Genomic DNA, 24581 nt, shown 5'->3' with positions numbered 1-24581 from the left:
ACTAGATAGGCTCGACAAAGTAGTAAATAGCGAAGAAATGGCATACACACCCCGCCAAAACAAAGCCGTGCCAAATTGCGTGATTAAATGGGATTCGTTTCGCTACGTAGAAAATCACCCCAATTGAATACACCAATCCACCCGCCGCTAATAGTGTCAAACCACCAATATCTAAATTAATCGCCAACTGATAAATCACAATCAGCGACAACCACCCCATCACCAGATACGTCATCAAAGATAGCTTCTTAAATCGATATACAAATGCAACTTTCATGATGATGCCAATCAGCGCAATGGTCCAAATCACAATCATCAGCCCAATCGCTAATGGAGTACGCAGACTCACCAATAAAAACGGCGTGTAGCTGCCTGCAATCAAAAGATAGATGGCGCAGTGATCGAAGGTTTTCAGCCAACGTTTAGCTTTGGGATATGGAATGGCGTGGTAGAGCGTGGATGCCAGAAACAGGACAATCATACTAGAGCCGTATATTGCCATGCTGGTAATGGTCAACGTATCCGCTTGGTGGTCGATCGCCTTGATTAAAAGCAACACCAAACCAACGATGCCAAAAATCATCCCAATACCATGAGTGATCGAGTTGGCTAGCTCTTCGCCCTGACTGTATTGTGCTTTCTGTGGTGAGGACATGAACGCGCCTATACTAGAGTTTCGAATATTCACTCTAGTATGGCACATTAAGCTTACACGTGTAAGCTTAAATTATGATTCGTGGGCAGCAGTGGTTTGCTCAAGGTAATTCAGTACCAGCGGACCTACATCTTCTAATTGGGTGCTAACTGGAATGCTCAGTTCTCGTTTAAGTTTGCCGCTGCCTAGTAGGCTCGCCAACATGCCACTCGCCCCACTTCGTGTACGGTCAACTTCAAACCAAAGTTTAAGAGCCCGCTCGTCGCGATGAGCAACAAACTCTAATTCACGCCATACGCCATGATATGGTCCATCGGTTGGCACCATTTCAAACTCTTGCACGAATGGCAAATCAAAGCCTTTCACTTCTTCACACTCGACTTGGCGGATACGCAAACCTTGCGATTCAAAAGCAGACAAAATGGCATCCATAAGTGGGTCAGGTCTAACAGTAAGAATGTCTTTGTCGGTAGGGTCGAGCGCCATCGCAACGTCTAGGCCGGTCTCTAGCCAAACTTTGGCATCACCAATGGTCACAGGCGTATTCCAAGGCACATCGAGTTTAACCTCAAAAGTACGGTCTTCGCCGGGATGGATAGTAAATGCGTATGGGAGGTTCCACTTAGCAAGCACATGCGTTTGCGGTACCCGACGCATGCTGTGTCCTTCGCGAGCTCCGCGATCATCAGGCGCTTCTGCAATGTAACGGCAACAAAGCTTCAGATCGATGTTGTCGATCGCTTGTTCAGTCGCTCCGCCATACACGTGGATAGAAACATCAACGCTCTGACCGGGATACAGTACATCTTGGTTTAGGATCGAATCGACCTTAGCACTGCCGATCCCAAAACTCGCAAGTGTCTTCTTCAAAAATGACATATGCACCTCCTTCGTAGAGATCTCATACTACTACTGCTGATCATGGGATCAAAACAAATTTTCGTCTCGATTTCGCACAGAAAACCATAAAATCCATACAATTCAACTGCTCAACTATCGACCAATTATAGCAGGAGTGCTAACCTATACATGATATGCATGCATATCGTTATTCCTGATGCATTATTTGGATTGGCGAGAGCCAGAAGAGCCACCCTTCAAGCAGTTGAAGCTCAACTCATAATGAATCAGGCCATTACATCGGCAATGGATATGCCTGGCAGTTAGGTATCTAAATGCGCCCAACAACAGTCAGGTTCGCACATACTAATCGTAGTGCAATGCGCCGTCGCAGTGGTTTCACTACTGCGCCAAAGGCAAAACAAGTTGCGCCAGCAATGACTCTGGTTGAGAAGACAGCGGTTATGCCAAGTGTTCCAAACAAAGTTATCAAAGCAGCTTAATTAAAAAGCGCGGCAATCACCGCGCTTTTTTCTTTGCTCCCCTACCTTTCCTATTTGGTGTTCGCCAAGCAATTTGATACCTTTAGTAGCAAATAACACCTATAAATTCTGTGGAGAAAGAAATGAAGTGTCATCGTATTGAAGAGTTGCTTGAGCTTCTAGAGCCTGAGTGGCATAAAGACCAAGAAATGAACCTGCTGCAGTTCATCCTAAAGCTAGCAAATGAAGCTGGCTATGAAGGCAAACTGGAAGATCTCACCGACGACGTGTTGATCTACCACCTAAAAATGCGCAACAGCGGCAAAGATGAAATGATCCCAGGTCTTAAGAAAGACCAAGAAGATGATTTCAAGACAGCAATCCTACGCGCACGCGGTATCATCAAGTAAACCGCTCACACCCAAGTATTGATAAGCGACTCATTTGAGTCGCTTTTTTTATAACTAAATCAAACAGTTTAAAAAGGTGGTTATAACTGTTCAGTCATTTATCAGGTTAACTGTACTGACTTTTGTTGTTAAACGTTGACTGCGTTAAAGAAACGGAATTGTTATTGATTGTATAATCGCCGTTCATCAGTATTTACTAAAATAATTATGTTCAGCCATGAATCATGGCATGGACGAAGCAGCAATGTCATCGAGCGACATCACTAGAAATGTCGCCGTACATTATAAAAAGCCTAAAGAAGGATGTGTGCATGAGTCAGGATAAGATTGATATCAAAGATGTGACTCCAAAAACCTTTAACCCGAAAACCCACAAAGGGAAAGGGGATCGTTTCAACCCAAGTAATCGAATCTATGTTCGAGAAAGTAAAGGCACCTTTCAGAAACTCCGTCGCTACGGCGGTTGGTTTTTATTGTTGCTGTTTGCATTGGTACCATGGATTCCTTACGGCGAGCGCCAAGCCATTTTGCTGGACATCGGTAACCAGCAGTTCAACTTTTTCGGCACAACGCTGTATCCACAAGACCTTACCCTACTCGCACTGCTGTTTGTAATAGCAGCGTTTGGGCTGTTCTTTATCACCACCTTCTTGGGGCGGGTTTGGTGTGGCTACTTGTGCCCGCAAACCGTGTGGACCTTCATCTATATTTGGTTTGAAGAGAAACTCGAAGGCAGTGCAAATAAACGCCGAAAGCAGGACTCCAATAAGCTGACTGCAAATTTAGCCATGCGCAAAACCCTCAAACACATTGCGTGGTTTGCGATAGCTCTTGCGACAGGCTTTACCTTTGTTGGCTATTTCGTACCCATGAAGCAATTAGTCGTCGACTTTTTCACCTTTAATGCCAACTTCTGGCCCGTATTTTGGGTGATGTTTTTTGCTATTTGTACTTACGGTAACGCTGGCTGGATGCGCTCTATTATGTGTATTCACATGTGCCCTTATGCGCGTTTCCAATCGGCTATGTTCGATAAAGACACCTTCATCGTGGGTTACGACACCAAACGTGGTGAAAAACGTGGTCCTCGTTCACGCAAAGCCGATCCAAAGCAACTTGGTTTAGGTGACTGTATCGATTGTGATCTGTGTGTTCAGGTATGTCCGACTGGTATCGATATCCGGGATGGCTTGCAGTATGAGTGTATCAACTGTGGCGCGTGTATTGATGCATGTGACAACACCATGGAGCGCATGGGTTACGAGAAAGGTCTGATCAACTACACCACAGAGCATCGACTCTCAGGTAAGAGTACCAAGGTCATGCGTCCAAAGCTGCTTGGTTATGGAGCGGTACTGTTGGTTATGATTGGCTTATTCTTCTTACAAGTGGCATCGGTTGATCCAGCAGGCATGAGCGTGCTGCGTGACCGTAACCAATTGTTCCGCGTTAACAGCTCTGGCGAAGTAGAAAACACCTATACCTTAAAAGTGATCAACAAGACCCAACAAGTTCAAGAGTACGACTTGAACGTCGAAGGTTTGAGTGATGTCAGCTGGTATGGCAAACAAACCATTCAAGTTGAACCAGGAGAAGTATTAAACTTACCAATGAGCCTTGGCGCAGATCCTGACAAGCTAAACTCTGCGATCACAACAATTCAGTTTATACTCACCGATAAGAGCAACGAATTCACTATCGAAGTGGAAAGTCGATTTATCAAGAAGCTATAACTTCGATGATTAATGGAAAAAGGCTCAGCAATGAGCCTTTTTATTTATATGTCCCAAGGCACCTTCAACTTTGATGCCCTCACGCCAGACTTTATGTGGTACGCGTTAGAGAGCATCGGTATTCGAGCGGAATCTGGATTTCTCGCTCTCAACAGTTACGAAAACCGTGTTTACCAGTTCACCGATGAAGAACGCAAGCGCTATGTGGTGAAGTTCTACCGTCCTGAGCGCTGGAGCAATGAACAAATTCAAGAAGAACATGACTTTACCCTTGAATTGATCGACAACGAAATCCCAGTTGCTCCACCCGTGCGCATCAACGGACACACCCTACACCATTACCAAGGCTACGGCTTTGCTTTATTTGAGAGTGTGGGAGGTCGTCAATATGAAGTCGACAACTTAGATCAGCTCGAAGGTGTGGGTCGTTTTTTAGGGCGAATCCACAAAGTAGGCAGCCGCCAAGCCTTCCAGCATCGCCCAACGATTGGCTTGCAAGAATATCTTTATCAGCCAAGAAAGATTCTGCAAAACGCTAACATGATCCCAATGCATTTAGAGAACAGCTTCTTCAACGATTTAGACATGTTAATCAAATCGATTGAAAGCCACTGGCAGGACGGTTTTAATACCATTCGCCTACACGGAGATTGCCATCCGGGCAACATCTTATGGCGCGATGGTCCCATGTTTGTCGATTTGGATGACTCACGTAATGGTCCAGCAGTGCAAGACTTATGGATGCTACTCAATGGTGAGCGCCAAGATAAACTAATGCAGTTGGATATCGTCTTAGAAGCTTATCAGGAGTTTTGTGACTTTAACTCGGCAGAATTGAAACTAATCGAACCACTTCGCGGTCTACGAATGGTGCACTATATGGCATGGCTAGCAAAACGTTGGCATGACCCGGCATTTCCGCTCGCTTTTCCATGGTTCAATGAGCCAAAATACTGGGAAGGTCAGGTCCTTGCATTTAAAGAGCAGATTGCCAACTTAGAAGAAGCACCACTGTCTTTAATGCCTCAATGGTAAGTCAGGCCGAACAATTCAAAATGGAGATATTTAAATGAAAAAGCTGTTCGCACTGTTTTCTATGCTGATGCTAAGCCTGTCGGCACATGCAGCGCAATTCAAAGAAGGTGAACATTACAAAGTATTGGATCTAGAGGCATCGAAAAAGCCTGTCGTGACTGAGTTCTTCTCTTTCTACTGCCCACACTGTCATTCATTCGAGCCTATCATTCAGCAGCTGAAACAAAAGCTACCTGAAGGCGTAAAGCTACAGAAGAACCACGTATCCTTCATGGGCGGAAACATGGGACCTTCAATGAGCAAAGCATACGCGACCATGGTTGCTCTAAAAGTAGAAGATAAGATGGTGCCTGTGATGTTTAACCGTATCCACAACATGCGTAAGCCACCACGTGACGATGCTGAAATTCGTCAAATCTTCCTAGACGAAGGTGTGGACGCGAAAAAATTCGACGCAGCATTCAAAGGTTTCGCAGTCGATTCAATGGTTCGCCGTATGGACAAGCAATTTGAAAACAGCGGTCTAACAGGCGTTCCTGCAGTTATCGTTAACAATAAGTACCTAGTTCAAGCGCAAGGCATTAAGTCAATGGACGAGTACTTTGCACTAGTAAACTACTTGCTAACGCTTAAGTAATCTGAGCAAATAAAGAAGGGGAGCAATGTGCTCCCCTTCTTTATTTGTGTATTTCTTGCAGCAGTTGATCTTTCTCCTGCCAAACATCACCAAGCCATTGTTGGAATTGGCGTTTATACGGCTTGTCATTAAAATAATCGCCCAATACACGTTCGTCGACAGGAAGCACTTTCACACGCACGACAATCTTGGTCATACGCCCCATAAGAATATCTTTAAATGGCTTCTCCGTATTCTCTGGATATGCCAAGGTCACATCAATGATGTTCTCAAATTGCTCACCCATTGCCGCTAACGTATAAGCAATACCACCTGATTTTGGCTGCAACAAATATTGATAACCCGCTCGACTTTTACGTTGCTTCTCTTGTGTAAAACGCGTTCCTTCCACGTAATTCACTACTGTAGTTGGTGTATGTTTAAACTTGGCGCAAGAGCGGCGCGTCGTTTGCAAATCTTGTCCACGTTTATGTGGATTACGAAGCAGATATTCACGAGAATAGCGACGCATAAATGGCATATCTAATGCCCAACAAGCCATACCAATAAAAGGCACGTAAAGTAGCTGTTGTTTTAGGAAAAATTTAGGCATAGGAATGCGATCTTTAAATACGCAGCACAGTACAACAATATCAGTCCAACTAAGATGATTACTGATCAGTAGGTACCAACCATCTTTCTTTAAGTTTTCTCCGCCTTGAACATCCCATTCAACGCGATTAAACAAAGCAAGGATGCCTGCATTGACTGTAGCCCAAACCCACATCATTTTGTTTGCAGCTTCGGTACCCTTGGCTTTGAGCTTTGCTGTTGGAAGCAAAAGCTTAAAAATGGCAATGATACAAATAGCGATGGAACAAATCGCAGAATTTATAATCACAAAAGAAGCGTTAAAAATGAGTAACAAATATGCCAACATGGTAACCAATCAGTAACTAGTGTACGTGAACAATAAAACAGCGTGTAATTATACGAATCCGTTGCCACATTGGAATATTTGTAATAATGGTCAGATTTGTTTCACTGTAAAACCGGACCAACGCTCAACTAACATTCTTCATTCGACAAACAAGGAGAAAGCGAATGAATCCAAGGCTAACCTTACTGCCTTTGGCTCTTATCGTCAGTACAGCTCAGGCTCAACTTGCTGAAACAGCAGGTTTTAGCGGTGAAATTTCGCTCAATGCAGGCTTCGTTTCATCAGAATCTCATTTCAATACCGATAATAGCAGCACCATCAACTCTCTCGATCAAAGCGCTGAGAGTGATAGCTCCTTTATTGCTGCGCCATTAGGCAACATCGCTTATACATTTGGTAGCAAACTCAACCAGCAAATATACGTTGGTACTACGCGTGCCGATATTGCAGTGGGTACTTTAGCGTTCCAGTTAGGATATCAGTACCAATTGCCATCAGGCACAATATTAGATGTCTCTTACCTTCCTACCGTTTTAAAAGGTGAAACGTGGCGCAACCCATATAAAACAGGCTCTGCAAGACAAACCACTGACGAAGGTGGCAACGCGTACCGCTTCCAAATCAAACGCTTCTTAGATGACAACTTTAACCTTGATTTGGCATACGCAGACAAAGATGTGGAAAAAGATGAAGTCACTGACCACACTTTAGCCCGTGACGCGAAAGTATATTACGTAAAAGGCGATTATCGTATCCCGTTGAGTCGCACATCAATGCTACAACCTGCTTTAACCTACATTAATCAAGATGCCGTTGGTGATGCCGAGTCATTTGATTCATATGGTTTAGACTTAAGCTGGTTCCAATTTATGAACCGTCACCGCTTTGCCTTAACCGCTGGCTACACAATGAAAGACTACCAATCAGCAAGCAACACGTTTGGTAAAACACGTAGCGACGACACATTAAGTCTGTTTGCGGCATACGAATACGAAAATGTATTCGATTGGCAAAACTGGTCGTTCATTTCTCTGGCTGGCTACAGCAATACCGATTCGAATATCACTTTCTACGATGAGAAAGAATATTTAGTTTCAGTTGGTATGAACTACAACTTCTAAGATCGATTCTCGCAGTAAATGGGATCCATTTGCTGCGAGTATAAAATGGACTGATCGTCACAATAAAAACAATTCATTGCTCAAACAATAGCCAATCGAACGCTCTTGTGGATAATATGCGCCCTATTTATTATTTGCGAGAGCCATACATGCACATCGATCCTCAATACGCTTCCGAACAAAACTTAATGAGCGTTCTTTCCAAGAACTTTCCGGGTTTTATCGCTGTGCGAAAAGAGACAGGTGAACATGTCGCCCTCAACCAGCGCTACCGTGCTTTCTTCGAAGAAGACATTCTCGGCATCAGCTTAGACAACATGATCAGAGATTGTGATAACGAAGACCTACGAGATCTGTTACTTCAATGCAAACGCAATGACCAAGCTTTGATCGACAGCAAAGCCCCGATGCGAGTGGATATTGAAACCTTTCAAAATCACCACTTTGAATCGATGCGCTACCTTACCGAAGTTAATGGTGAGCGTCATATCGTATTGATGGCATGGGATATAACAGCGCGTATCGAAGAACAAAACCAGTTAAAACAAAGCCTGCATTACGATCACCTAACAGGTGCATTAAATAAAAAAGCGTTGATGTCAGCCATACAAAAGGGCTGTGACTGCTGCGTTGTGGCTTATCTTGATTTGGATAAATTCAAGCAAGTTAACGACACTTATGGTCATGCTATTGGAGATAAAGTACTGATCGACTTTGCCACCTTAATGATGCAAAAACTGGGAGAGAATGGCACGCTCTACCGGGTTGGTGGTGATGAGTTTGTCGTCCTATTTGATTGCATGCCATTATCCAGTGCTCAAGACATCCTGTTGAATATTCGCCAATTTGTAGAAAATGATATCCATCTACATGGTATCTCATTCAGTTTTGGCTTGGTGGAGTGCCAAGGGAGTCTTGAGCAATGTATCGAGCGTGCTGACCAAGCACTCTACCAAGATAAACGCAACCGAAAGCAGGCTTAAATTTATACTGCCTGCGCCGTCAACTGTTTGAGTAATCTATCCATCGCTCGATACCCCAATGCTTCAGCAAGGTGAGTTCGTTCAATTTGTGGTGAACCTTCCAGATCAGCGATAGTACGCGCAACTTTGATGATGCGGTGATACGCGCGAATCGACAATCCCAAGCGGTGCAAAGCGTTCTCTAGAAACTCGGCATCGCTTTTTTGTAGCGGGCAAAACGCTTCAATCTCTCGACTGCCCAACAGTGCATTAACCTTACCGCTGCGATTGAGCATATCATTGCGTGCTTGATTTACTCGTTCCTTGACCGCCGCTGTTGGTTCCCCTCGATCGCCCCCTTCAGATAATGTGCCTTTCGGCAGAGCAGGAATTTCCAGCGACATGTCAAAACGATCTAGAAGCGGACCTGATAAACGTCCAAGGTAGCGCAAAATAGCTTGTGGATTCGTCCGTGCTTGATTCCCTTCATAATATCCTGTCGGACTGGGGTTTAATGCACCAACCAATTGGAATCGAGCAGGAAAGCGCGTTTTACCTTGCGCTCTAGAGATAATAATTTCTCCTGACTCCAAAGGCTCTCGCAAAGAATCGAGCACCTTACGGTCAAACTCCGGCATCTCATCTAAAAACAACAACCCATTATGGGCTAGAGATATCTCGCCCGGTCTTGGTACTGAGCCACCTCCGACTAAAGCAGCCATTGAGCTGGAATGGTGCGGAGCGCGGAACGGTCGTGTTTTCCAATTGTGTTCATTGATTTCACTTTGAGTCAGCGACGCCACAGAAGCGGTTTCCATGGCTTCTTCATCGCTCATCTCTGGCAATAAATCACATAGCCGTGATGCTAACATGGTTTTACCTGTACCAGGAGGGCCAAGAAAAAGTAGGTTGTGATTGCCAGCCGCAGCAATTTCTAAAGCGCGTTTACCTTGTTGTTGACCAATGATGTCTTGTAAATCACGACCGTGCGTTTTGGTCTCTTTTTTCTTCGGGGTTTGATATAAATTCAATTGATGCTGACCACAAAGCTCAGCACACACTTCCAGTAACGATTGGGCTGATTTATGCTGCTCTTTCCCCACTAATGCCGCTTGATCACCATTCGCATGAGGCACCACTAAACGACGCTGTTTTTTGTTCGCAGCCAACGCAGCAGGTAGCACGCCTTTTACAGGTCTCAGCCCTCCAGAAAGGGCTAATTCACCAACAAATTCGTAGTTTTTGAGCTTATCTGTCGCGATTTGTTCTGAAGCAGCCAAAATCCCTAATGCAATCGGCAGATCAAAGCGCCCACCTTCTTTGGGCAAGTCAGCAGGAGCCAAATTGACCGTAATTCGTTTTGCTGGGAACTGAAAGTTGGAATTAACGATCGCACTTCGGACACGATCTTTCGATTCTTTTACTGTGGTTTCCGGTAGACCCACCAGCGTAAACCCCGGCATCCCATTGCTGATGTGGACTTCCACGCTTACCGACGGCGCTTGCACACCCACACTTGCTCGACTATGAATGATTGCCAGCCCCATAATTTCCTCAAATTTTTGTTCGTTATATAACCAGATGTTTTCTATATGGATATGTTATATAGCCTGTCCAGAATGGTACTTAATGTGAAAAAAGAATGACTTTTTGCTTGTCATGCAGCAGATTTGTGTGTTACCACTAATGACGCAAACATTTTCGTAGAACATTACACACTACTTTTTAACGAAAAAAAGAACGACAGACAGATGAACTTATTCGCTCACAACAACTCACTGCTAGCCCTGATTATCGTGGTCATTATTGGCACCGCGCGGGGTATTGTGGGCGAAAGATAACCACAAATTACGAAAAACCCCCGCACTGAAAAGTCCGGGGGTTTTTTTACAACTACAAGTTGTCATCTGTCTAACCCTCAGACAGCTTAACGGGAAGAATGGGAGTGCACATGAAGTGCAAAACACATGGCGATAGCTACGAGCCACAACGTAGCAAAGGAGGTTTACGATGACCGGTGCAGAACTAGTCGTAGCCGCTTTAAGGCAACAAGGCATCGAAACGGTGTTTGGGTATCCGGGTGGAGCCATCATGCCGATCTACGATGCCTTGTATGACGGAGGTGTGGAACACATCTTATGTCGTCATGAACAAGGGGCTGCCATGGCCGCCATAGGGATGGCCCGCGCAACACAAGACGTTGCGGTTTGTATGGCAACTTCCGGACCAGGAGCCACCAACCTTGTTACTGGTCTTGCCGATGCCTTTCTCGATTCCGTTCCTCTAGTAGCCATCACAGGTCAGGTTGCTAGCTCTCATATCGGTACCGATGCATTCCAAGAAATGGATGTGATTGGTATGTCCCTAGCTTGTACCAAACACAGCTACCTAGTGACCGACATTGAAGACCTTGCTCCAACACTTGCCGAAGCGTTCGAAGTTGCAAAAACAGGTCGACCAGGTCCAGTGATTGTCGATATCGCCAAAGACGTTCAGCTTGCCCAAGCACCCATAGAACTTCTGCCTCCTTTTGTTCCACCAGCCCCTCCATTAGCAAGTGAAGCCGATATCCAGCGCGCACAAGAAGTACTTGCCGCTTCAACTCGCCCAGTTTTATACGTCGGCGGTGGTGTACAGATTGCCAAAGCGACAGATGCAGTACGCGAGTTTCTACGGTTAAACCCAATGCCAGCGGTCAGCACGCTGAAAGGCTTGGGCACCATTGAACGTCATGACCCACACTATTTAGGTATGCTGGGTATGCACGGCACTAAAGCTGCGAACCTAGTAGTTCAAGAATCTGACCTTTTGATTGTGGTTGGGGCTCGTTTTGATGATCGTGTGACGGGCAAACTCGATACCTTTGCGCCGCATGCCAAAGTGATTCATATCGATATCGATGCAGCCGAAATTCACAAGCTTCGCCATGCTAATGCACCACTTCGCGGTGAAATCAGCAAGATTCTTCCTCAACTAGAACTGACTCAAGATATCTCCCCTTGGGTGCATCACAGCGAAAGTCTGCGTAGAGGATTCAAATGGCGTTACGACCACCCAGGCGAGTTGATCTACGCACCGCTACTACTCAAACAACTGTCTGACATGATGCCGGATAGCTCAATTGTGTCGACCGACGTCGGTCAGCACCAGATGTGGGCAGCACAACATATCCAACCACGCGATCCACAAAACTTCATCACTTCGGCCGGTCTTGGCACCATGGGTTTTGGTCTGCCAGCCGCAATGGGTGCCGCGGTCGCACGTCCTGATGATCAGTCTATCCTTATTACAGGTGACGGTTCATTTATGATGAACGTGCAGGAGTTGGGCACGCTGAAGCGTCGTCAGATTCCAGTGAAGATAGTCCTTCTTAACAACCAACGTCTTGGCATGGTTCGCCAATGGCAGTCGCTATTCTTCGACGGTCGTCATAGCGAAACCATTCTTGATGACAACCCAGATTTCGTGATGCTTGCAAAAGCCTTCGATATCCCGGGCAAGACCATCACCAAGAAAGAAGAAGTCGAACCGGCTCTCAAAGAGATGCTAGAAAGTAAGACTTCTTACATGCTTCACGTTTTAATCGATGAGGAAGAAAACGTGTGGCCACTTGTACCGCCAGGTGCATCAAATAGTGACATGTTGGAAAACACTTAAGAGGCAATCACATGGACAGATATTTACTCGACATCAAAGCCGACGACAAACCGGTACTGTTAGAGCGCGTTCTTCGTGTGATTCGTCACCGAGGCTTTGTGATCAAACAAGTCGCAGCTACCCAAAACCATGAAAGCAAAGTAGCCAGCGTAGAGATCATCGTCGACAGCGATCGACCTATCTCGTTCTTGGTCAATCAAATTGAGAAGTTGTGGGATATTCGTACCGTAGAAGTACTTAAGATCCGCAACGATGAACTCCCAAATCACAACTTACAACAACACGTAAGTGCATAAGGAAGGCAATAAATGGCAACGAAAACTGCAGATTACATTTGGTTTAATGGTGAGATGCTCCCGTGGGCTGAAGCGAACGTTCACGTTCTTACTCACGCAATGCATTACGGCACCTCTGTTTTTGAAGGCGTACGCTGTTACAACACGCCAAAAGGACCAATTGTCTTCCGTCACCGTGAACATGCGCAACGTCTAAAAGATTCAGCCAAGATTTACCGCTTCCCAATTCCATACTCTGTGGAAGAAATTATGGAAGCAACACGTGAAACCCTTCGCCAGAACAAACTCGACAGTGCTTACATTCGTCCATTGGGCTTTGTGGGCAATGTTGGCTTGGGTGTTTGCCCGCCTGTTGGCACTGAAATGGATCTGATCATTGCGGCTTTCCCTTGGGGGTCTTACCTAGGTGAAGAAGCGTTAGAGAAAGGTGTTGATGCGATGATTTCAAGCTGGAACCGTGCAGCACCAAATACTATCCCTACCGCAGCGAAAGCAGGTGGTAACTACCTATCTTCACTGCTCGTTGGCGGTGAAGCTCGTCGTCACGGTTATGATGAAGGCATCGCTCTCAGCGTAGATGGTTACTTATCGGAAGGCGCAGGTGAAAACATCTTTGTTATCAAAGATGGCGTCATCACAACACCACCAGCAACCAGCGCTATTCTGCCAGGCATCACTCGCGATTCAATCATGACCATTGCGCGTGATAAAGGCTATGAAGTTCGTGAAGCAAACATTGCTCGTGAAGCCCTTTACCTTGCTGACGAAGTCTTCATGACAGGCACAGCCGCTGAAGTCGTACCTGTTGCAACCATCGACAAAATTGAAGTAGGCAGCGGTAAGCGCGGTCCTATCACCAAAGAACTACAAGCGGCCTATTTCGGCCTATTTAACGGCACCACGGAAGATAAGTGGGGCTGGTTAGACTATGTGTACCCAGAACAGAAGTAAGAAGGATTAGGAAATGCCAAAATATAGATCAGCAACCACCACACATGGTCGTAACATGGCGGGAGCACGTGCATTGTGGCGTGCCACTGGCGTCAAAGAAGAAGACTTCGGTAAACCAATCATCGCAGTAGTAAACTCATTTACTCAGTTTGTTCCGGGTCACGTACACCTGAAAGATATGGGTCAGCTTGTAGCACGCGAAATCGAAAAAGCTGGCGGTATCGCAAAAGAATTCAACACCATCGCCGTTGATGATGGTATCGCAATGGGTCACGGTGGCATGCTGTACTCATTGCCTTCACGCGAACTGATCGCAGACTCCGTTGAGTACATGGTAAACGCACACTGTGCCGATGCTATGGTATGTATCTCTAACTGTGACAAAATCACTCCGGGAATGTTGATGGCATCAATGCGTCTCAACATTCCTGTTATCTTTGTTTCTGGTGGTCCTATGGAAGCGGGTAAAACCAAGCTTTCCGATCAGATCATCAAGCTAGACCTTGTTGATGCAATGATCCAGGGCGCAGATCCAAAAGTTTCTGATGAGCAAAGCGAACAGATCGAGCGCAGTGCATGCCCAACGTGTGGATCGTGTTCAGGCATGTTTACCGCAAACTCGATGAACTGTTTAACTGAAGCACTCGGTCTTTCTCAGCCGGGCAACGGTTCTATGTTGGCGACTCACGCAGACCGTGAACAGCTATTCCTTAACGCGGGTCGACGCATTGTTGAACTGACTCGTCGTTACTACGAGCAAGATGACGAATCCGCATTGCCACGCAACATCGCAACCTTTGATGCCTTTGAAAATGCTATGGCACTGGACATCGCTATGGGTGGCTCAACCAATACGATTTTGCACTTATTAGCAGCAGCGCAAGAAGGCGAAGTCGATTTTGATATGGAAGATATCGATCGCCTGTCTCGCCAAGTACCGCACCTGTGTAAAGTCGCACCGTCCACTCAGAAATACCACATGGAAGACGTGCACCGCGCTGGTGGTGTAATGGCTATCCTTGGTGAGCTTGACCGTGCCGGTCTACTGCACAATGATGCGCGCACCGTACTTGGTCTTTCCATGAAAGAGCAGCTCGCAAAATACGACATCATCCAAACTGAAGACGAAGAAGTACTCAAGTTCTACCGCGCAGGTCCTGCAGGTATTCGCACTACACAAGCATTCTCACAAGATTGTCGCTGGGATCGACTTGATGATGACCGCGCTGAAGGTTGTATTCGTGCCAAAGACAATGCTTTCAGCCAAGAAGGTGGTCTAGCTGTTCTATCTGGCAATATCGCACTTGATGGCTGTATCGTTAAGACCGCTGGCGTTGATGAAAGCATTCTTAAGTTCACTGGTCCTGCCGTGGTTTTCGAGAGCCAAGAAGACGCCGTTGAAGGCATCTTAGGCGGAAAAGTTAAAGCGGGCGACGTGGTTATTATCCGCTACGAAGGTCCTAAAGGTGGTCCGGGCATGCAAGAAATGCTGTACCCAACCACTTACTTGAAATCGATGGGACTCGGTAAAGAGTGTGCACTTCTGACTGACGGTCGCTTCTCTGGAGGCACATCAGGTCTGTCTATTGGTCACGCCTCTCCTGAAGCGGCAAATGGCGGTGCGATTGGTCTGGTAAAAGAAGGCGATATGATCGCAATTGATATTCCAAATCGTTCAATTTCACTCCAAGTATCTGAACAAGAGCTTGCTGAGCGACGTGCAAAACAAGACGAACTAGGCTGGAAACCTGTTGACCGCCAACGTGAAGTTTCATTTGCACTTAAAGCTTACGCAAGTATGGCGACCAGTGCTGACAAAGGTGCAGTACGAGACAAATCTAAGCTCGAGGGCTAGCTTTATGAGTCAACCCTTTCCCTTAAAACAGGAAAACCAATCTGGTGCAGATTATCTGCGCCAGATCTTGCGAGCTCCTGTGTATGAAGTCGCGACAGTCACCCCATTGCAAGAAATGCCTCGCCTTGCTGCACGCATTGGTAACAATGTGCAAATCAAGCGCGAAGATCGCCAGCCCGTGCACTCGTTCAAACTGCGCGGTGCTTACAACATGGTGGCAAGCCTGTCTGAAGCACAGAAAGCCGCTGGTGTCATTGCTGCATCCGCAGGTAATCACGCCCAAGGCATGGCGCTTTCGGGTACAAAGCTAAGCATAAAAACCACCATCGTGATGCCAAAAACCACACCAGATATCAAAGTCGATGCGGTACGCGGGTTTGGTGGCAACGTGGTGCTGCATGGCAGTAATTTTGATGAAGCAAAAGCGGAAGCTGAGCGCCTATCCGAGTTAAACGGTTATACCTTTGTCCCACCATTCGATCATCCACTGGTGATTGCAGGTCAAGGTACTATCGGCATGGAAATGCTGCAGCAAAATGGTCACCTGGATTACATCTTCGTACCTGTTGGTGGTGGCGGTTTAGCCGCAGGCGTAGCGGTGCTTGTGAAGCAGTTGATGCCAGAAATCAAAGTAATTGCGGTCGAGCCAGAAGACTCTTCATGCTTAAAAGCAGCTTTGGATGCTGGTGAGCCAGTCGTACTAGACCAAGTCAGCATGTTTGCCGATGGCGTCGCAGTAAAGCGCATTGGTGAAGAGACGTTTCGTCTGTGCCAAAAGTACATTGATGGGCATATCGCAGTCTCCAGTGATGAAATCTGCGCTGCTGTGAAAGACATCTTTGAAGATACTCGTGCTATCGCAGAACCTTCCGGCGCACTAGCTCTAGCGGGCTTAAAGAAGTTTGCTGAGCAAAACAAACTCGAAGGCAAAAATCTAGGCACCGTACTGTCAGGCGCCAACACCAACTTCCATGGTTTGCGTTATGTTTCTGAACGCTGCGAGCTTGGTGAGAAACGTGAAGGCCTGCTTGCGGTCACCATTCCTGAGCGTCAAGGTGCCTTCTTTGAGTTCTGTAACCTCATTGGCGGTCGTGCTGTAACGGAGTTTAACTATCGTTACAACGATGACGCACTGGCGAATATCTTTGTCGGTGTGCGTTTGCAAGGCGGTCAGGAAGAACTAGAAAACATCATCCATGACTTGCGTGATGGTGGTTACCCTGTGGTTGACCTCTCTGATGATGAAATGGCGAAACTGCACGTACGCTACATGATTGGTGGTAAGCCATCTAAGCCACTCAAAGAACGCCTCTACAGCTTTGAGTTTCCAGAATATCCGGGAGCGCTACTGAAGTTCTTGAGTACACTCGGTACCCATTGGAATATCAGCTTGTTCAACTACCGTAACCACGGCGCTGACTACGGACGCGTTTTATGTGGTTTCGAGTTAGATGAAAGCGATTTAGCTCAGTTTTCTGCGCATTTGCGCGAACTTGGCTATCAATGCAAAGACGAAACAGATAACCCGTCTTACAAGTTTTTCTTGTCTTAGAGCCGCCAAAGCCACTTTCCTTGAAAGTGGCTTTTTGTTAGTACTGCAGCCAATCCTGATGCAGTTTATTTGGTGTGCCTAAGTAATCCACCATCCATTGAATCAACTTGTGATTGTCATCTTTACGCCACACCAAACAACATTGGCTCAACGGTTTATCATCCTCCAGGACTTTTTCCACCAGCACACCATCGTGGATCAGTGGCATGGCAATATGGCGCGGCATGTAACCGACTCCTACTCCATTCTTCAGACATTCGATCGCGCTATACCAATTAGGTAACAGCAGACGACGCTGTTTCGGATAATGACCAGTATGACGTTTTGGCAGCACGTTCGAGGTATCATCGAGACAGATCGCCGGAAATTGACTCACAAACTCTTCTGTCAGGACTTGCTGGCGAACACAAGGGTGCGCAGGTGACATAACAAATGCCCAATCCAATACCCCCATGTCTTTTACTTCAAAATCACCCCCAACTGGAATCGCTGACGTTGCACCGACGACAATATCAGCACGCCCTTGGGCAATCGCTTCCCATGAGCCGTTAAACACTTCCATGTTGATTTGCAGCTCAGCAAATTCAAACTCACGATAAAAATCTTCAACCAAAGGCTTAAGCTTATCGAGCTTAACCACGTTATCCAGTGTGAGCTTCAATGTTGACTGCCAACCATGTGCCGCGCGGCGAGTTTGCGCTTTCACTTCAGCCATTTGTCGTAGCATTAAACGCGCTTCTTCAATGAACAGCTCTCCAGCTGGTGTCAGTTCCACTTTTCTCGGTAATCGACGGAACAACACTACATCGAGATCTTGCTCTACTTGACGAACACCGTAGCTGATCGCAGAAGGGACTTTATGCAGCACTTCAGCAGCCGCAGTAAAACTGCCCAATCGAGCAACGGTATCGAGCATTTCCAGTGAAGACTTGGAGAACATGATTTCAACCTTTCAAAATTTTTGATTAATAACCAATAATTTTAGCGTTTTATTTTCTTAAAATCGAAAAATAGAATGGCGAGGTAAATAAATCAGGGTTGGCGCCAACTGATATTGACTAAAAAATGATTAAATAATTTGATTGGTTGAATCATGAAAATATCAAAACTACAACTCGTTTACCTTGCAGCCTTGTCTATGCTTGGCTTTATTGCGACCGATATGTACCTACCTGCGTTCAAAGCGATGGAAATCGACTTTGCAACAGGTCCAGAACAAATCGCACTTTCACTGACCGTATTTCTTGTTGGTATGGCTTTTGGTCAATTGATGTGGGGCTTGGCTTCAGACAAATTTGGACACCGTAATACACTGGCAGCTGGTTTAGTGCTGTTTACTGTTGCGTCCTTCGGTCTCGCATTCAGTGAGCAAGTGTGGCAACTATTAGCATTGCGCTTTGTTCAAGCAATTGGTGTCTGTGCCCCAGCTGTTATTTGGCAAGCGATGGTGATCAAACGTCACTCTAGCAGTAGCCAGCAGATTTTTGCGACCATCATGCCGCTGGTGGCTCTGTCTCCAGCATTAGCACCTCAGTTAGGTGTACTGCTCGCAGATAGTTTTGGCTGGCATAGCATTTTTGTAGCGTTGACACTGATGGGCGTACTGCTTGTCGTTGCGACAATGGCGCAAAAAAATGAAAAGGCAGAAACAAAACAAACCAGCATGTCGTCTGACATCAAAGCACTTCTAGGATCTAAAACTTACCTAGGCAACGTGTTTATGTTTGCGACGGCATCTGCAGCTTTCTTCGCTTACCTAACAGGTATGCCAGAAATCATGTCTCAACTCGGCTACGAAGCAAAAGACATCGGTTTGAGCTTTATCCCACAAACCATTGCTTTCATGGTGGGTGGTTACCTAGGTAAAGTTGGTGTTCGCAAATTTGGTGATGAAAAAATTCTGCGTCAGTTGATCGGTTTATTCAGTGTTGCCGCGTTGCTTATCTTTGTAGCTTCGCAGTGGGAATTGACCTCCATCTGGCCAATCCTAGCGCCTTTCTGTTTGATTGCGGTAGCGAATGGTGCACTGTACCCAATCGTAGTAAACCGTGCATTGGCAAGTGCGAAGCAAAGCCCTGCAACCGCAGCTGGTTTGCAAAACAGCCTGCAAATTACCGTGAGCAGCCTATCAAGCGCACTAGTAGCAGCGATGGCAAGCCAAGCTCAGATGGTAACGGGTGTTGCAATCATCATCTGTATGGGTGGTCTATGGATGGGTTACATCTTGTCTAACCGTGAATTATCTAAACACTTCACAACTCCAGACAATGCTCGCGTAGTGAGTGAAGACGAGCTTTAGATTCATCTTAAAACAAAGAGCCGCTGCTGAGCGGCTCTTTTATTCTGTGATAGTAACAATAAGCAACGAAATTACATGCTCTTCAGTCCCCACTTTTCAGCGGTTTGCTCAAAGAAGCCTTGGGTTTGCTTCAACTCAACCCAATGATTGATGTAATTAATCCATACTTGATCATCTTGAGGTAGCAGCATCGCAATAGGGGTAGGCTTACGAGGCTCCTTCACCGGCACTATCGCCAGTTGCTTAAACTTGGTCACCAACGTTGCCGCTTCTACATTGGATGTTACCGATACATCAGCGCGGCGAGCTAATAATTCTTGGAAATCACGCGCAGGCGCTTCAATCACAATATGTTGTGCAGATGGAAAGAAATCTTTGACCATCTTTTCTTGCACTGTCCCCAGCGTAGCCGCCACTTTTACATCAGGTTTGTCAAAGTCAGCCCAATCAGAGAACTTCGCTAAGTCTTTCTTTTGTACAACAGGAACAAACGCAAGGTAGAAATACGGTTGGCTATAACCCGCAACTTTCGCTCGTGACATATTCAATGATGCACTACCCGTAATATCGTATTTGTTGGCAGTAATGCCATTGACTAGCGTTTTCCAATCGGTCGCGACGTATTCCACCTTAACACCAAGATCTTTAGCAAGCTCAGAGGTGACGTCGATATCAAAACCACGATAGCTATTGGTCGCTGGATCTTTCATCGTCATCGGATTCCAATCCCCTGTCGTCCCGACACGCAACACACCTTTATCTAAGATCTCTTGTAGACGACTTTCTGCATGAGCGACTTGAGTTATCGCAAGCAAACACATTCCTAGCGCAAGCAAAGTTTTTTTCATTTTCTATTCCCTTAAAAGAATGACGGTAGGAGATATTCCCTTTAATTATTAACCATTAGTACGGCTTCATTGATAACATAGCAGCAACAAAGGAAGTTTTTTAGTCAGTTCAGGGAGTAAATGTGAACTATCGACATCTATGCTTAGTTTCGCTGCTGTTTCTCACCGGTTGTTCCGATTACCAATGGGGCTGGTATGTGCTTGACCCATCAACCGAGCAAGGGCTAACAAACATCAAGTTTTTGGTCGCCGGTTTTAATGACACGATCCAAGTGTCACTACTCAGCATGCTGTTTGCAATGACCATCGGATTGATTATTGCTCTTCCCGCCCTTTCTGACTCTCCGGTGCTCAAGTGGATCAACCGCGTTTATGTAGAAGTGATCCGCTCTATTCCCGTTTTGGTATTGTTGCTGTGGGTGTATTACGGAATGCCAACGTTACTCGATGTATCCTTAAACCACTTTTGGGCAGGTGTCATTGCGCTAACTATCGCAGAAAGTGCCTTTATGGCGGAAGTATTTAGAGGGGGAATCCAAGCCATCAGTCGCGGACAACACGAGGCAGCGGAGTCATTAGGGTTAAACTACTGGCAAAAAATGCGCTTAGTGATCCTTCCACAAGCATTTCGCCAAATCTTACCGCCGCTGGGGAATCAATTTGTTTATATCCTTAAGATGAGTTCGTTAGTCAGCGTAATCGGTCTAAGCGACTTAACAAGGCGTGCTAATGAATTGGTCGTGAATGAGTACTTACCATTAGAGATCTATACATTTCTCGTCTTAGAGTACTTGGTACTGATTCTTTTGGTCTCTCAAGCGGTTCGCTGGCTAGAAAAACGCATAGCGATTCCGAGTCACTAAACTCTCCCTTTCACAACACTAGATACAACAAAGCCGCTCATCTGAGCGGCTTTGGTTTATTTCGGTTAAAGAAAGCAGCTGAGGCTTACTTTTGTTTTACCGGGCGTTGCCAACCGGTAATTTTGCGCTCTTTCGCGCGAGTAATCACAAGCTCACCTTCTGCAACGTCTTTGGTTAATGTCGTACCAGCACCAATCGTTGCACCATCAGCAATCGTCACTGGCGCAACAAGCTGGCTATCTGAGCCAACGAAGACGTCGTTACCAATGATGGTCTTAAACTTGTTCGCACCATCGTAGTTACAAGTGATGGTACCTGCACCGATGTTAGTACGTTGGCCGATTTCTGCATCACCTAGGTAAGTCAGATGGTTCGCTTTAGATCCTTCACCGATACGTGCGTTTTTCACTTCTACGAAGTTACCTACGTGAGAATCGTTACGCATTTCTGCGCCAGGACGTAGGCGCGTGAATGGACCAACTGTACATTCTTCACCAACTGTTGCACCTTCAATCACACTGTAAGGACGAACCACCGTGTTATCATCGATTTCACAGTCTTTCAGTACGCAACCAGCACCGATTACGACGTTATCACCCAGTGATACTTTACCTTCGATGATCACGTTTGCATCGATTTCACAATCCATACCGCATTGCAGTTCACCGCGTAGGTCGAAACGTGCTGGATCACGCAGCATTACGCCTTGCTCTAATAGCTTCTGTGCTTGCATTGATTGGAATGCACGCTCAAGACGAGCCAGTTGAGCACGGTCGTTAACGCCTTCTACTTCAATCGCGTTTACTGGGTGCACAGCCTCAACCGCGCGACCTTCATCGTGTGCTGCCGCGATAACGTCTGTTAAGTAGTATTCGCCTTGTGCGTTTTCATTATTTAGACCAGCAAGCCAGCGTTTCAGGTCACCACCTGTCGCCACCAGCACACCGGTATTACATTCTTTGATGAGCTTCTGCTCTTCTGTTGCGTCTTTTTGCTCGACGATCGCCACTACTGGACCATTTTTGCGAATGATACGACCGTAACCCATTGGGTTGTCTAGCATCACTGTTAGTAGTGCAATACCGCCTGTTGGTTGTGCATCTAATAGGTTTTCAATCGTTTCAGCTGAAATCAGTGGAACATCACCGTAAAGCACCAGTACTTTTTCATCGTCTTCAAACTTCGGAGACGCTTGATCAACCGCGTGACCTGTACCTAGTTGCTCCGCTTGCAGTACCCAATTAACCGGCTCTTCTGCTAGCGTTTGCTGCATTTGATCACCACCGTGACCATATACTAGGTGGATGTTTTGTGCACCAAGACCTGTACATGTATCGATAACATGTTTTGCCATTGGCTTCCCTGCCAAAGTGTGTAGCACTTTAGGCATGTTTGAATACATACGGGTACCTTTACCCGCAGCAAGGATCACAGCACTGAATTTCATTAATAACCTATTGACGTTCTATTTTAATTGGGCGTTATTTTAAACAGCTTGAAAGGAATAGTTAATGGTGAGATGTAAATTTCCAACTAAAATTAATCAAAAAGGCGACCAATTGGCCGCCTTTTTTCATGCAACGTTGCTAATTGAGCTTAGCGACGCTTTTTGGTCAGCTCGATAACTCGTAGCTGAGCAATGGCTTTAGCCAGTTCACTGGCCGCTTGTGCGAAGTCCATGTCACCATGCTGATTCTGGATTTGCTCCTCAGCGCGGCGCTTGGCTTCTTCTGCCTTCGCTGCGTCTAGATCTTCACCACGAATCGCAGTATCAGCCAGTACTGTAGCAGTACCAGGCTGAACTTCGACCATACCACCAGAGACATAAATGAACTCTTCGTGGCCGTGCTGTTTCACAATACGCACCATACCAGGCTTAATAGCGGACAGCAGCGGAGTGTGACCGTGGAAAATACCCAGTTCACCTTCGCTACCGGTCACCTGAAACGTTTCTACACGACCAGAGAAAATACGTTTCTCAGCGCTTACTACGTCTAGGTGAAAGGTTATTGGTGCCATATCGCCTCCTAGTTAGCCTTATAGCTTCTTCGCATTCTCGATAGCATCGTCAATCGTACCGCAGTACATGAACGCTTGCTCTGGAATGTCATCGTATTCACCAGCTAGTAGACCTTTGAAGCCACGTAGTGTCTCTTTAAGAGGTACGTAAACGCCTGGGTCACCTGTAAATACTTCCGCTACGTGGTAAGGCTGAGTTAGGAAACGCTCAATCTTACGTGCACGAGATACAACTTGCTTATCTTCTTCAGATAGCTCGTCCATACCTAGAATCGCGATGATATCTTTCAGCTCTTTGTAGCGCTGAAGTGTCTGCTGAACGCCACGAGCTGTGTCGTAGTGCTCTTGACCAACTACTAGTGGGTCTAGCTGACGAGAAGTCGAATCTAGTGGGTCGATCGCTGGGTATAGACCCATAGCTGCGATGTTACGGTTAAGTACAACCGTTGCATCCAAGTGCGCGAACGTTGTTGCTGGAGACGGGTCAGTCAAGTCATCCGCAGGTACGTATACCGCCTGTACAGACGTGATAGAACCTTGCTTAGTTGACGTGATACGCTCCTGTAGTACACCCATCTCTTCTGCAAGAGTTGGCTGGTAACCTACCGCAGAAGGCATACGACCTAGAAGTGCTGATACCTCAGTACCTGCAAGCGTGTAACGGTAGATGTTATCAACGAACAGAAGTACGTCACGACCTTCGTCACGGAAACGTTCTGCCATTGTTAGACCAGTCAGTGCAACACGTAGACGGTTGCCTGGTGGCTCGTTCATCTGACCGTAAACCATCGCTACTTTAGATTCTTCAGGATTCTCAACGTTTACAACGCCCGCTTCCTGCATCTCGAAGTAGAAATCGTTACCTTCACGAGTACGTTCACCAACACCAGCAAATACTGATAGACCTGAGTGTTGAAGTGCGATGTTGTTGATAAGCTCCATCATGTTAACGGTCTTACCTACACCTGCACCACCGAATAGACCGATTTTACCACCCTTAGCGAATGGACAAACCAAGTCGATTACTTTAACACCAGTTTCTAGAAGTGCTGTTTCGTTTGATTGCTCTTCGTAGCTTGGTGCTTCACGGTGAATAGAGTAAACCTCTTCTGCACCGATCTCACCACGCTCATCAATCGCGTCACCTAGGACGTTCATGATACGACCTAGAGTTTTAGTACCTACTGGTACTGAAATTGGAGCGCCAGTGTTAACCACTTCAACGCCACGACGTAAACCATCAGAGCTACCCATTACGATACAACGAACTACGCCACCGCCTAGCTGTTGTTGAACCTCAAGAACTAGACGCTCTTTAGATTCTGTAACGTTTAGAGCGTCATATACACTTGGTACTTCGCTCTGTGGGAACTCTACGTCGACTACCGCACCGATGATCTGTACGATCTTACCTGTAGCCATCGTTAATCCTCTAAACTATTTCGTT

23 protein-coding genes are annotated in these 24581 nt (G+C 46.2%); 14 read left to right on the top strand and 9 right to left on the bottom strand.

Annotated elements, in window-relative coordinates:
• Nucleotide 1: 1 nt before the first annotated feature.
• The gene (gene trhA / locus OH459_RS22590; RefSeq protein ID WP_005450987.1) at nucleotides 2-655 is read right to left on the bottom strand and encodes a PAQR family membrane homeostasis protein TrhA; all 654 of its coding nucleotides are present in this window, start codon (nucleotides 653-655) and stop codon (nucleotides 2-4) included.
• 72 nt (nucleotides 656-727) lie between these two features.
• Nucleotides 728-1534, bottom strand: coding sequence for a sporulation protein (locus OH459_RS22585; protein WP_269988915.1), 807 nt, complete (start codon nucleotides 1532-1534; stop codon nucleotides 728-730).
• Between the two features lie 296 nt (nucleotides 1535-1830).
• On the opposite strand from OH459_RS22585, the gene OH459_RS22580 reads away from it, so the two are divergent.
• The 5 genes from OH459_RS22580 (at nucleotide 1831) to OH459_RS22560 (ending at nucleotide 5792) form a co-directional block, all read left to right on the top strand.
• On the top strand, nucleotides 1831-1998 hold the full coding sequence (locus OH459_RS22580) for a hypothetical protein (protein WP_005450993.1): 168 nt from the start codon (nucleotides 1831-1833) through the stop codon (nucleotides 1996-1998).
• A gap of 122 nt (nucleotides 1999-2120) precedes the next feature.
• Nucleotides 2121-2387, top strand: coding sequence for a YihD family protein (locus OH459_RS22575; RefSeq protein WP_005450994.1), 267 nt, complete (start codon nucleotides 2121-2123; stop codon nucleotides 2385-2387).
• A gap of 311 nt (nucleotides 2388-2698) precedes the next feature.
• Entirely contained in the window at nucleotides 2699-4120 is a 1422-nt protein-coding gene (gene ccoG, locus OH459_RS22570) for a cytochrome c oxidase accessory protein CcoG (protein WP_005450996.1), read from the top strand.
• 48 nt (nucleotides 4121-4168) lie between these two features.
• Nucleotides 4169-5155 carry a serine/threonine protein kinase gene (locus tag OH459_RS22565; protein ID WP_005450998.1) on the top strand — a complete coding sequence of 329 codons (987 nt, stop codon included), beginning with the start codon at nucleotides 4169-4171 and terminating at the stop codon, nucleotides 5153-5155.
• A gap of 34 nt (nucleotides 5156-5189) precedes the next feature.
• On the top strand, nucleotides 5190-5792 hold the full coding sequence (locus tag OH459_RS22560) for a thiol:disulfide interchange protein DsbA/DsbL (protein WP_005451000.1): 603 nt from the start codon (nucleotides 5190-5192) through the stop codon (nucleotides 5790-5792).
• Nucleotides 5793-5832: 40 nt separating this feature from the next.
• Here OH459_RS22560 and OH459_RS22555 read toward each other — a convergent pair whose 3' ends face one another.
• Nucleotides 5833-6711 (bottom strand): acyltransferase, encoded by an 879-nt coding sequence (locus tag OH459_RS22555; protein WP_017818137.1) that lies wholly within the window; start codon nucleotides 6709-6711, stop codon nucleotides 5833-5835.
• Between the two features lie 164 nt (nucleotides 6712-6875).
• Between OH459_RS22555 and OH459_RS22550 the strand changes: the two genes are divergently transcribed.
• Both OH459_RS22550 and OH459_RS22545 read left to right on the top strand, forming a co-directional pair.
• Nucleotides 6876-7832 carry a DUF2860 domain-containing protein gene (locus tag OH459_RS22550; RefSeq protein ID WP_050902754.1) on the top strand — a complete coding sequence of 319 codons (957 nt, stop codon included), beginning with the start codon at nucleotides 6876-6878 and terminating at the stop codon, nucleotides 7830-7832.
• Nucleotides 7833-7981: 149 nt separating this feature from the next.
• Nucleotides 7982-8815: a sensor domain-containing diguanylate cyclase gene (locus tag OH459_RS22545; protein WP_269988910.1), complete on the top strand. Its 834-nt coding sequence runs from the start codon at nucleotides 7982-7984 to the stop codon at nucleotides 8813-8815.
• 2 nt (nucleotides 8816-8817) lie between these two features.
• On the opposite strand, the gene OH459_RS22540 is transcribed toward OH459_RS22545, so the two are convergent.
• A complete protein-coding gene (locus OH459_RS22540) occupies nucleotides 8818-10341 on the bottom strand; it encodes a YifB family Mg chelatase-like AAA ATPase (RefSeq protein ID WP_005451005.1) in 1524 nt (507 codons plus the stop codon).
• Nucleotides 10342-10804: 463 nt separating this feature from the next.
• Here OH459_RS22540 and ilvG point away from each other — a divergent pair, with 463 nt between their 5' ends.
• Genes ilvG through ilvA form a run of 5 tightly spaced genes read left to right on the top strand, consistent with a single transcriptional unit; the run spans nucleotide 10805 to nucleotide 17105 of the window.
• Nucleotides 10805-12451: an acetolactate synthase 2 catalytic subunit gene (gene ilvG / locus OH459_RS22535; RefSeq protein WP_269988908.1), complete on the top strand. Its 1647-nt coding sequence runs from the start codon at nucleotides 10805-10807 to the stop codon at nucleotides 12449-12451.
• 11 nt (nucleotides 12452-12462) lie between these two features.
• Complete coding sequence (gene ilvM / locus OH459_RS22530) at nucleotides 12463-12747, top strand: acetolactate synthase 2 small subunit (protein ID WP_005440786.1); 285 nt, start codon at nucleotides 12463-12465, stop codon at nucleotides 12745-12747.
• Nucleotides 12748-12759: 12 nt separating this feature from the next.
• Nucleotides 12760-13698, top strand: a complete 939-nt coding sequence (ilvE, locus tag OH459_RS22525) for a branched-chain-amino-acid transaminase (protein ID WP_005451015.1) — start codon at nucleotides 12760-12762, stop codon at nucleotides 13696-13698.
• A gap of 13 nt (nucleotides 13699-13711) precedes the next feature.
• Nucleotides 13712-15553: a dihydroxy-acid dehydratase gene (ilvD, locus tag OH459_RS22520; RefSeq protein ID WP_005451017.1), complete on the top strand. Its 1842-nt coding sequence runs from the start codon at nucleotides 13712-13714 to the stop codon at nucleotides 15551-15553.
• Nucleotides 15554-15557: 4 nt separating this feature from the next.
• Complete coding sequence (gene ilvA / locus OH459_RS22515) at nucleotides 15558-17105, top strand: threonine ammonia-lyase, biosynthetic (RefSeq protein WP_269988907.1); 1548 nt, start codon at nucleotides 15558-15560, stop codon at nucleotides 17103-17105.
• A gap of 37 nt (nucleotides 17106-17142) precedes the next feature.
• Here ilvA and punR read toward each other — a convergent pair whose 3' ends face one another.
• Nucleotides 17143-18045 carry a DNA-binding transcriptional activator PunR gene (punR, locus tag OH459_RS22510; RefSeq protein WP_005451018.1) on the bottom strand — a complete coding sequence of 301 codons (903 nt, stop codon included), beginning with the start codon at nucleotides 18043-18045 and terminating at the stop codon, nucleotides 17143-17145.
• Between the two features lie 153 nt (nucleotides 18046-18198).
• Between punR and punC the strand changes: the two genes are divergently transcribed.
• Nucleotides 18199-19404, top strand: coding sequence for a purine nucleoside transporter PunC (gene punC, locus OH459_RS22505; protein WP_005451019.1), 1206 nt, complete (start codon nucleotides 18199-18201; stop codon nucleotides 19402-19404).
• 71 nt (nucleotides 19405-19475) lie between these two features.
• On the opposite strand, the gene OH459_RS22500 is transcribed toward punC, so the two are convergent.
• Nucleotides 19476-20252: a transporter substrate-binding domain-containing protein gene (locus OH459_RS22500; RefSeq protein ID WP_269988905.1), complete on the bottom strand. Its 777-nt coding sequence runs from the start codon at nucleotides 20250-20252 to the stop codon at nucleotides 19476-19478.
• 122 nt (nucleotides 20253-20374) lie between these two features.
• On the opposite strand from OH459_RS22500, the gene OH459_RS22495 reads away from it, so the two are divergent.
• Entirely contained in the window at nucleotides 20375-21115 is a 741-nt protein-coding gene (locus OH459_RS22495) for an amino acid ABC transporter permease (protein ID WP_009699092.1), read from the top strand.
• Nucleotides 21116-21200: 85 nt separating this feature from the next.
• Here OH459_RS22495 and glmU read toward each other — a convergent pair whose 3' ends face one another.
• The 3 genes from glmU to atpD form a co-directional block, all read right to left on the bottom strand.
• Nucleotides 21201-22562, bottom strand: coding sequence for a bifunctional UDP-N-acetylglucosamine diphosphorylase/glucosamine-1-phosphate N-acetyltransferase GlmU (gene glmU / locus OH459_RS22490; protein WP_017191013.1), 1362 nt, complete (start codon nucleotides 22560-22562; stop codon nucleotides 21201-21203).
• Nucleotides 22563-22711: 149 nt separating this feature from the next.
• Nucleotides 22712-23134, bottom strand: coding sequence for a F0F1 ATP synthase subunit epsilon (locus OH459_RS22485; protein WP_005429758.1), 423 nt, complete (start codon nucleotides 23132-23134; stop codon nucleotides 22712-22714).
• Nucleotides 23135-23152: 18 nt separating this feature from the next.
• A complete protein-coding gene (gene atpD, locus OH459_RS22480; protein WP_005451025.1) occupies nucleotides 23153-24556 on the bottom strand; it encodes a F0F1 ATP synthase subunit beta in 1404 nt (467 codons plus the stop codon).
• Nucleotides 24557-24581 lie beyond the last annotated feature (25 nt).

Origin of the sequence: Vibrio sp. MM46, assembly GCF_027587135.1 — a bacterium.
In the GTDB taxonomy this organism is placed as follows: Bacteria; Pseudomonadota; Gammaproteobacteria; order Enterobacterales; family Vibrionaceae; genus Vibrio; species Vibrio harveyi.
Note: the sequence above shows the minus strand (reverse complement) of the source record. Positions and strands in the feature narration are given on the sequence as shown.

What these genes read in the sequence shown, in the direction of transcription:
- trhA (WP_005450987.1), bottom strand. Translation starts at nt 655, where the DNA reads ATGTCCTCACCACAGAAAGCACAATACAGTCAGGGCGAAGAGCTAGCC.
- OH459_RS22585 (WP_269988915.1), bottom strand. Translation starts at nt 1,534, where the DNA reads ATGTCATTTTTGAAGAAGACACTTGCGAGTTTTGGGATCGGCAGTGCT.
- OH459_RS22580 (WP_005450993.1), top strand. Translation starts at nt 1,831, where the DNA reads ATGCGCCCAACAACAGTCAGGTTCGCACATACTAATCGTAGTGCAATG.
- OH459_RS22575 (WP_005450994.1), top strand. Translation starts at nt 2,121, where the DNA reads ATGAAGTGTCATCGTATTGAAGAGTTGCTTGAGCTTCTAGAGCCTGAG.
- ccoG (WP_005450996.1), top strand. Translation starts at nt 2,699, where the DNA reads ATGAGTCAGGATAAGATTGATATCAAAGATGTGACTCCAAAAACCTTT.
- OH459_RS22565 (WP_005450998.1), top strand. Translation starts at nt 4,169, where the DNA reads ATGTCCCAAGGCACCTTCAACTTTGATGCCCTCACGCCAGACTTTATG.
- OH459_RS22560 (WP_005451000.1), top strand. Translation starts at nt 5,190, where the DNA reads ATGAAAAAGCTGTTCGCACTGTTTTCTATGCTGATGCTAAGCCTGTCG.
- OH459_RS22555 (WP_017818137.1), bottom strand. Translation starts at nt 6,711, where the DNA reads ATGTTGGCATATTTGTTACTCATTTTTAACGCTTCTTTTGTGATTATA.
- OH459_RS22550 (WP_050902754.1), top strand. Translation starts at nt 6,876, where the DNA reads ATGAATCCAAGGCTAACCTTACTGCCTTTGGCTCTTATCGTCAGTACA.
- OH459_RS22545 (WP_269988910.1), top strand. Translation starts at nt 7,982, where the DNA reads ATGCACATCGATCCTCAATACGCTTCCGAACAAAACTTAATGAGCGTT.
- OH459_RS22540 (WP_005451005.1), bottom strand. Translation starts at nt 10,341, where the DNA reads ATGGGGCTGGCAATCATTCATAGTCGAGCAAGTGTGGGTGTGCAAGCG.
- ilvG (WP_269988908.1), top strand. Translation starts at nt 10,805, where the DNA reads ATGACCGGTGCAGAACTAGTCGTAGCCGCTTTAAGGCAACAAGGCATC.
- ilvM (WP_005440786.1), top strand. Translation starts at nt 12,463, where the DNA reads ATGGACAGATATTTACTCGACATCAAAGCCGACGACAAACCGGTACTG.
- ilvE (WP_005451015.1), top strand. Translation starts at nt 12,760, where the DNA reads ATGGCAACGAAAACTGCAGATTACATTTGGTTTAATGGTGAGATGCTC.
- ilvD (WP_005451017.1), top strand. Translation starts at nt 13,712, where the DNA reads ATGCCAAAATATAGATCAGCAACCACCACACATGGTCGTAACATGGCG.
- ilvA (WP_269988907.1), top strand. Translation starts at nt 15,558, where the DNA reads ATGAGTCAACCCTTTCCCTTAAAACAGGAAAACCAATCTGGTGCAGAT.
- punR (WP_005451018.1), bottom strand. Translation starts at nt 18,045, where the DNA reads ATGTTCTCCAAGTCTTCACTGGAAATGCTCGATACCGTTGCTCGATTG.
- punC (WP_005451019.1), top strand. Translation starts at nt 18,199, where the DNA reads ATGAAAATATCAAAACTACAACTCGTTTACCTTGCAGCCTTGTCTATG.
- OH459_RS22500 (WP_269988905.1), bottom strand. Translation starts at nt 20,252, where the DNA reads ATGAAAAAAACTTTGCTTGCGCTAGGAATGTGTTTGCTTGCGATAACT.
- glmU (WP_017191013.1), bottom strand. Translation starts at nt 22,562, where the DNA reads ATGAAATTCAGTGCTGTGATCCTTGCTGCGGGTAAAGGTACCCGTATG.
- OH459_RS22485 (WP_005429758.1), bottom strand. Translation starts at nt 23,134, where the DNA reads ATGGCACCAATAACCTTTCACCTAGACGTAGTAAGCGCTGAGAAACGT.
- atpD (WP_005451025.1), bottom strand. Translation starts at nt 24,556, where the DNA reads ATGGCTACAGGTAAGATCGTACAGATCATCGGTGCGGTAGTCGACGTA.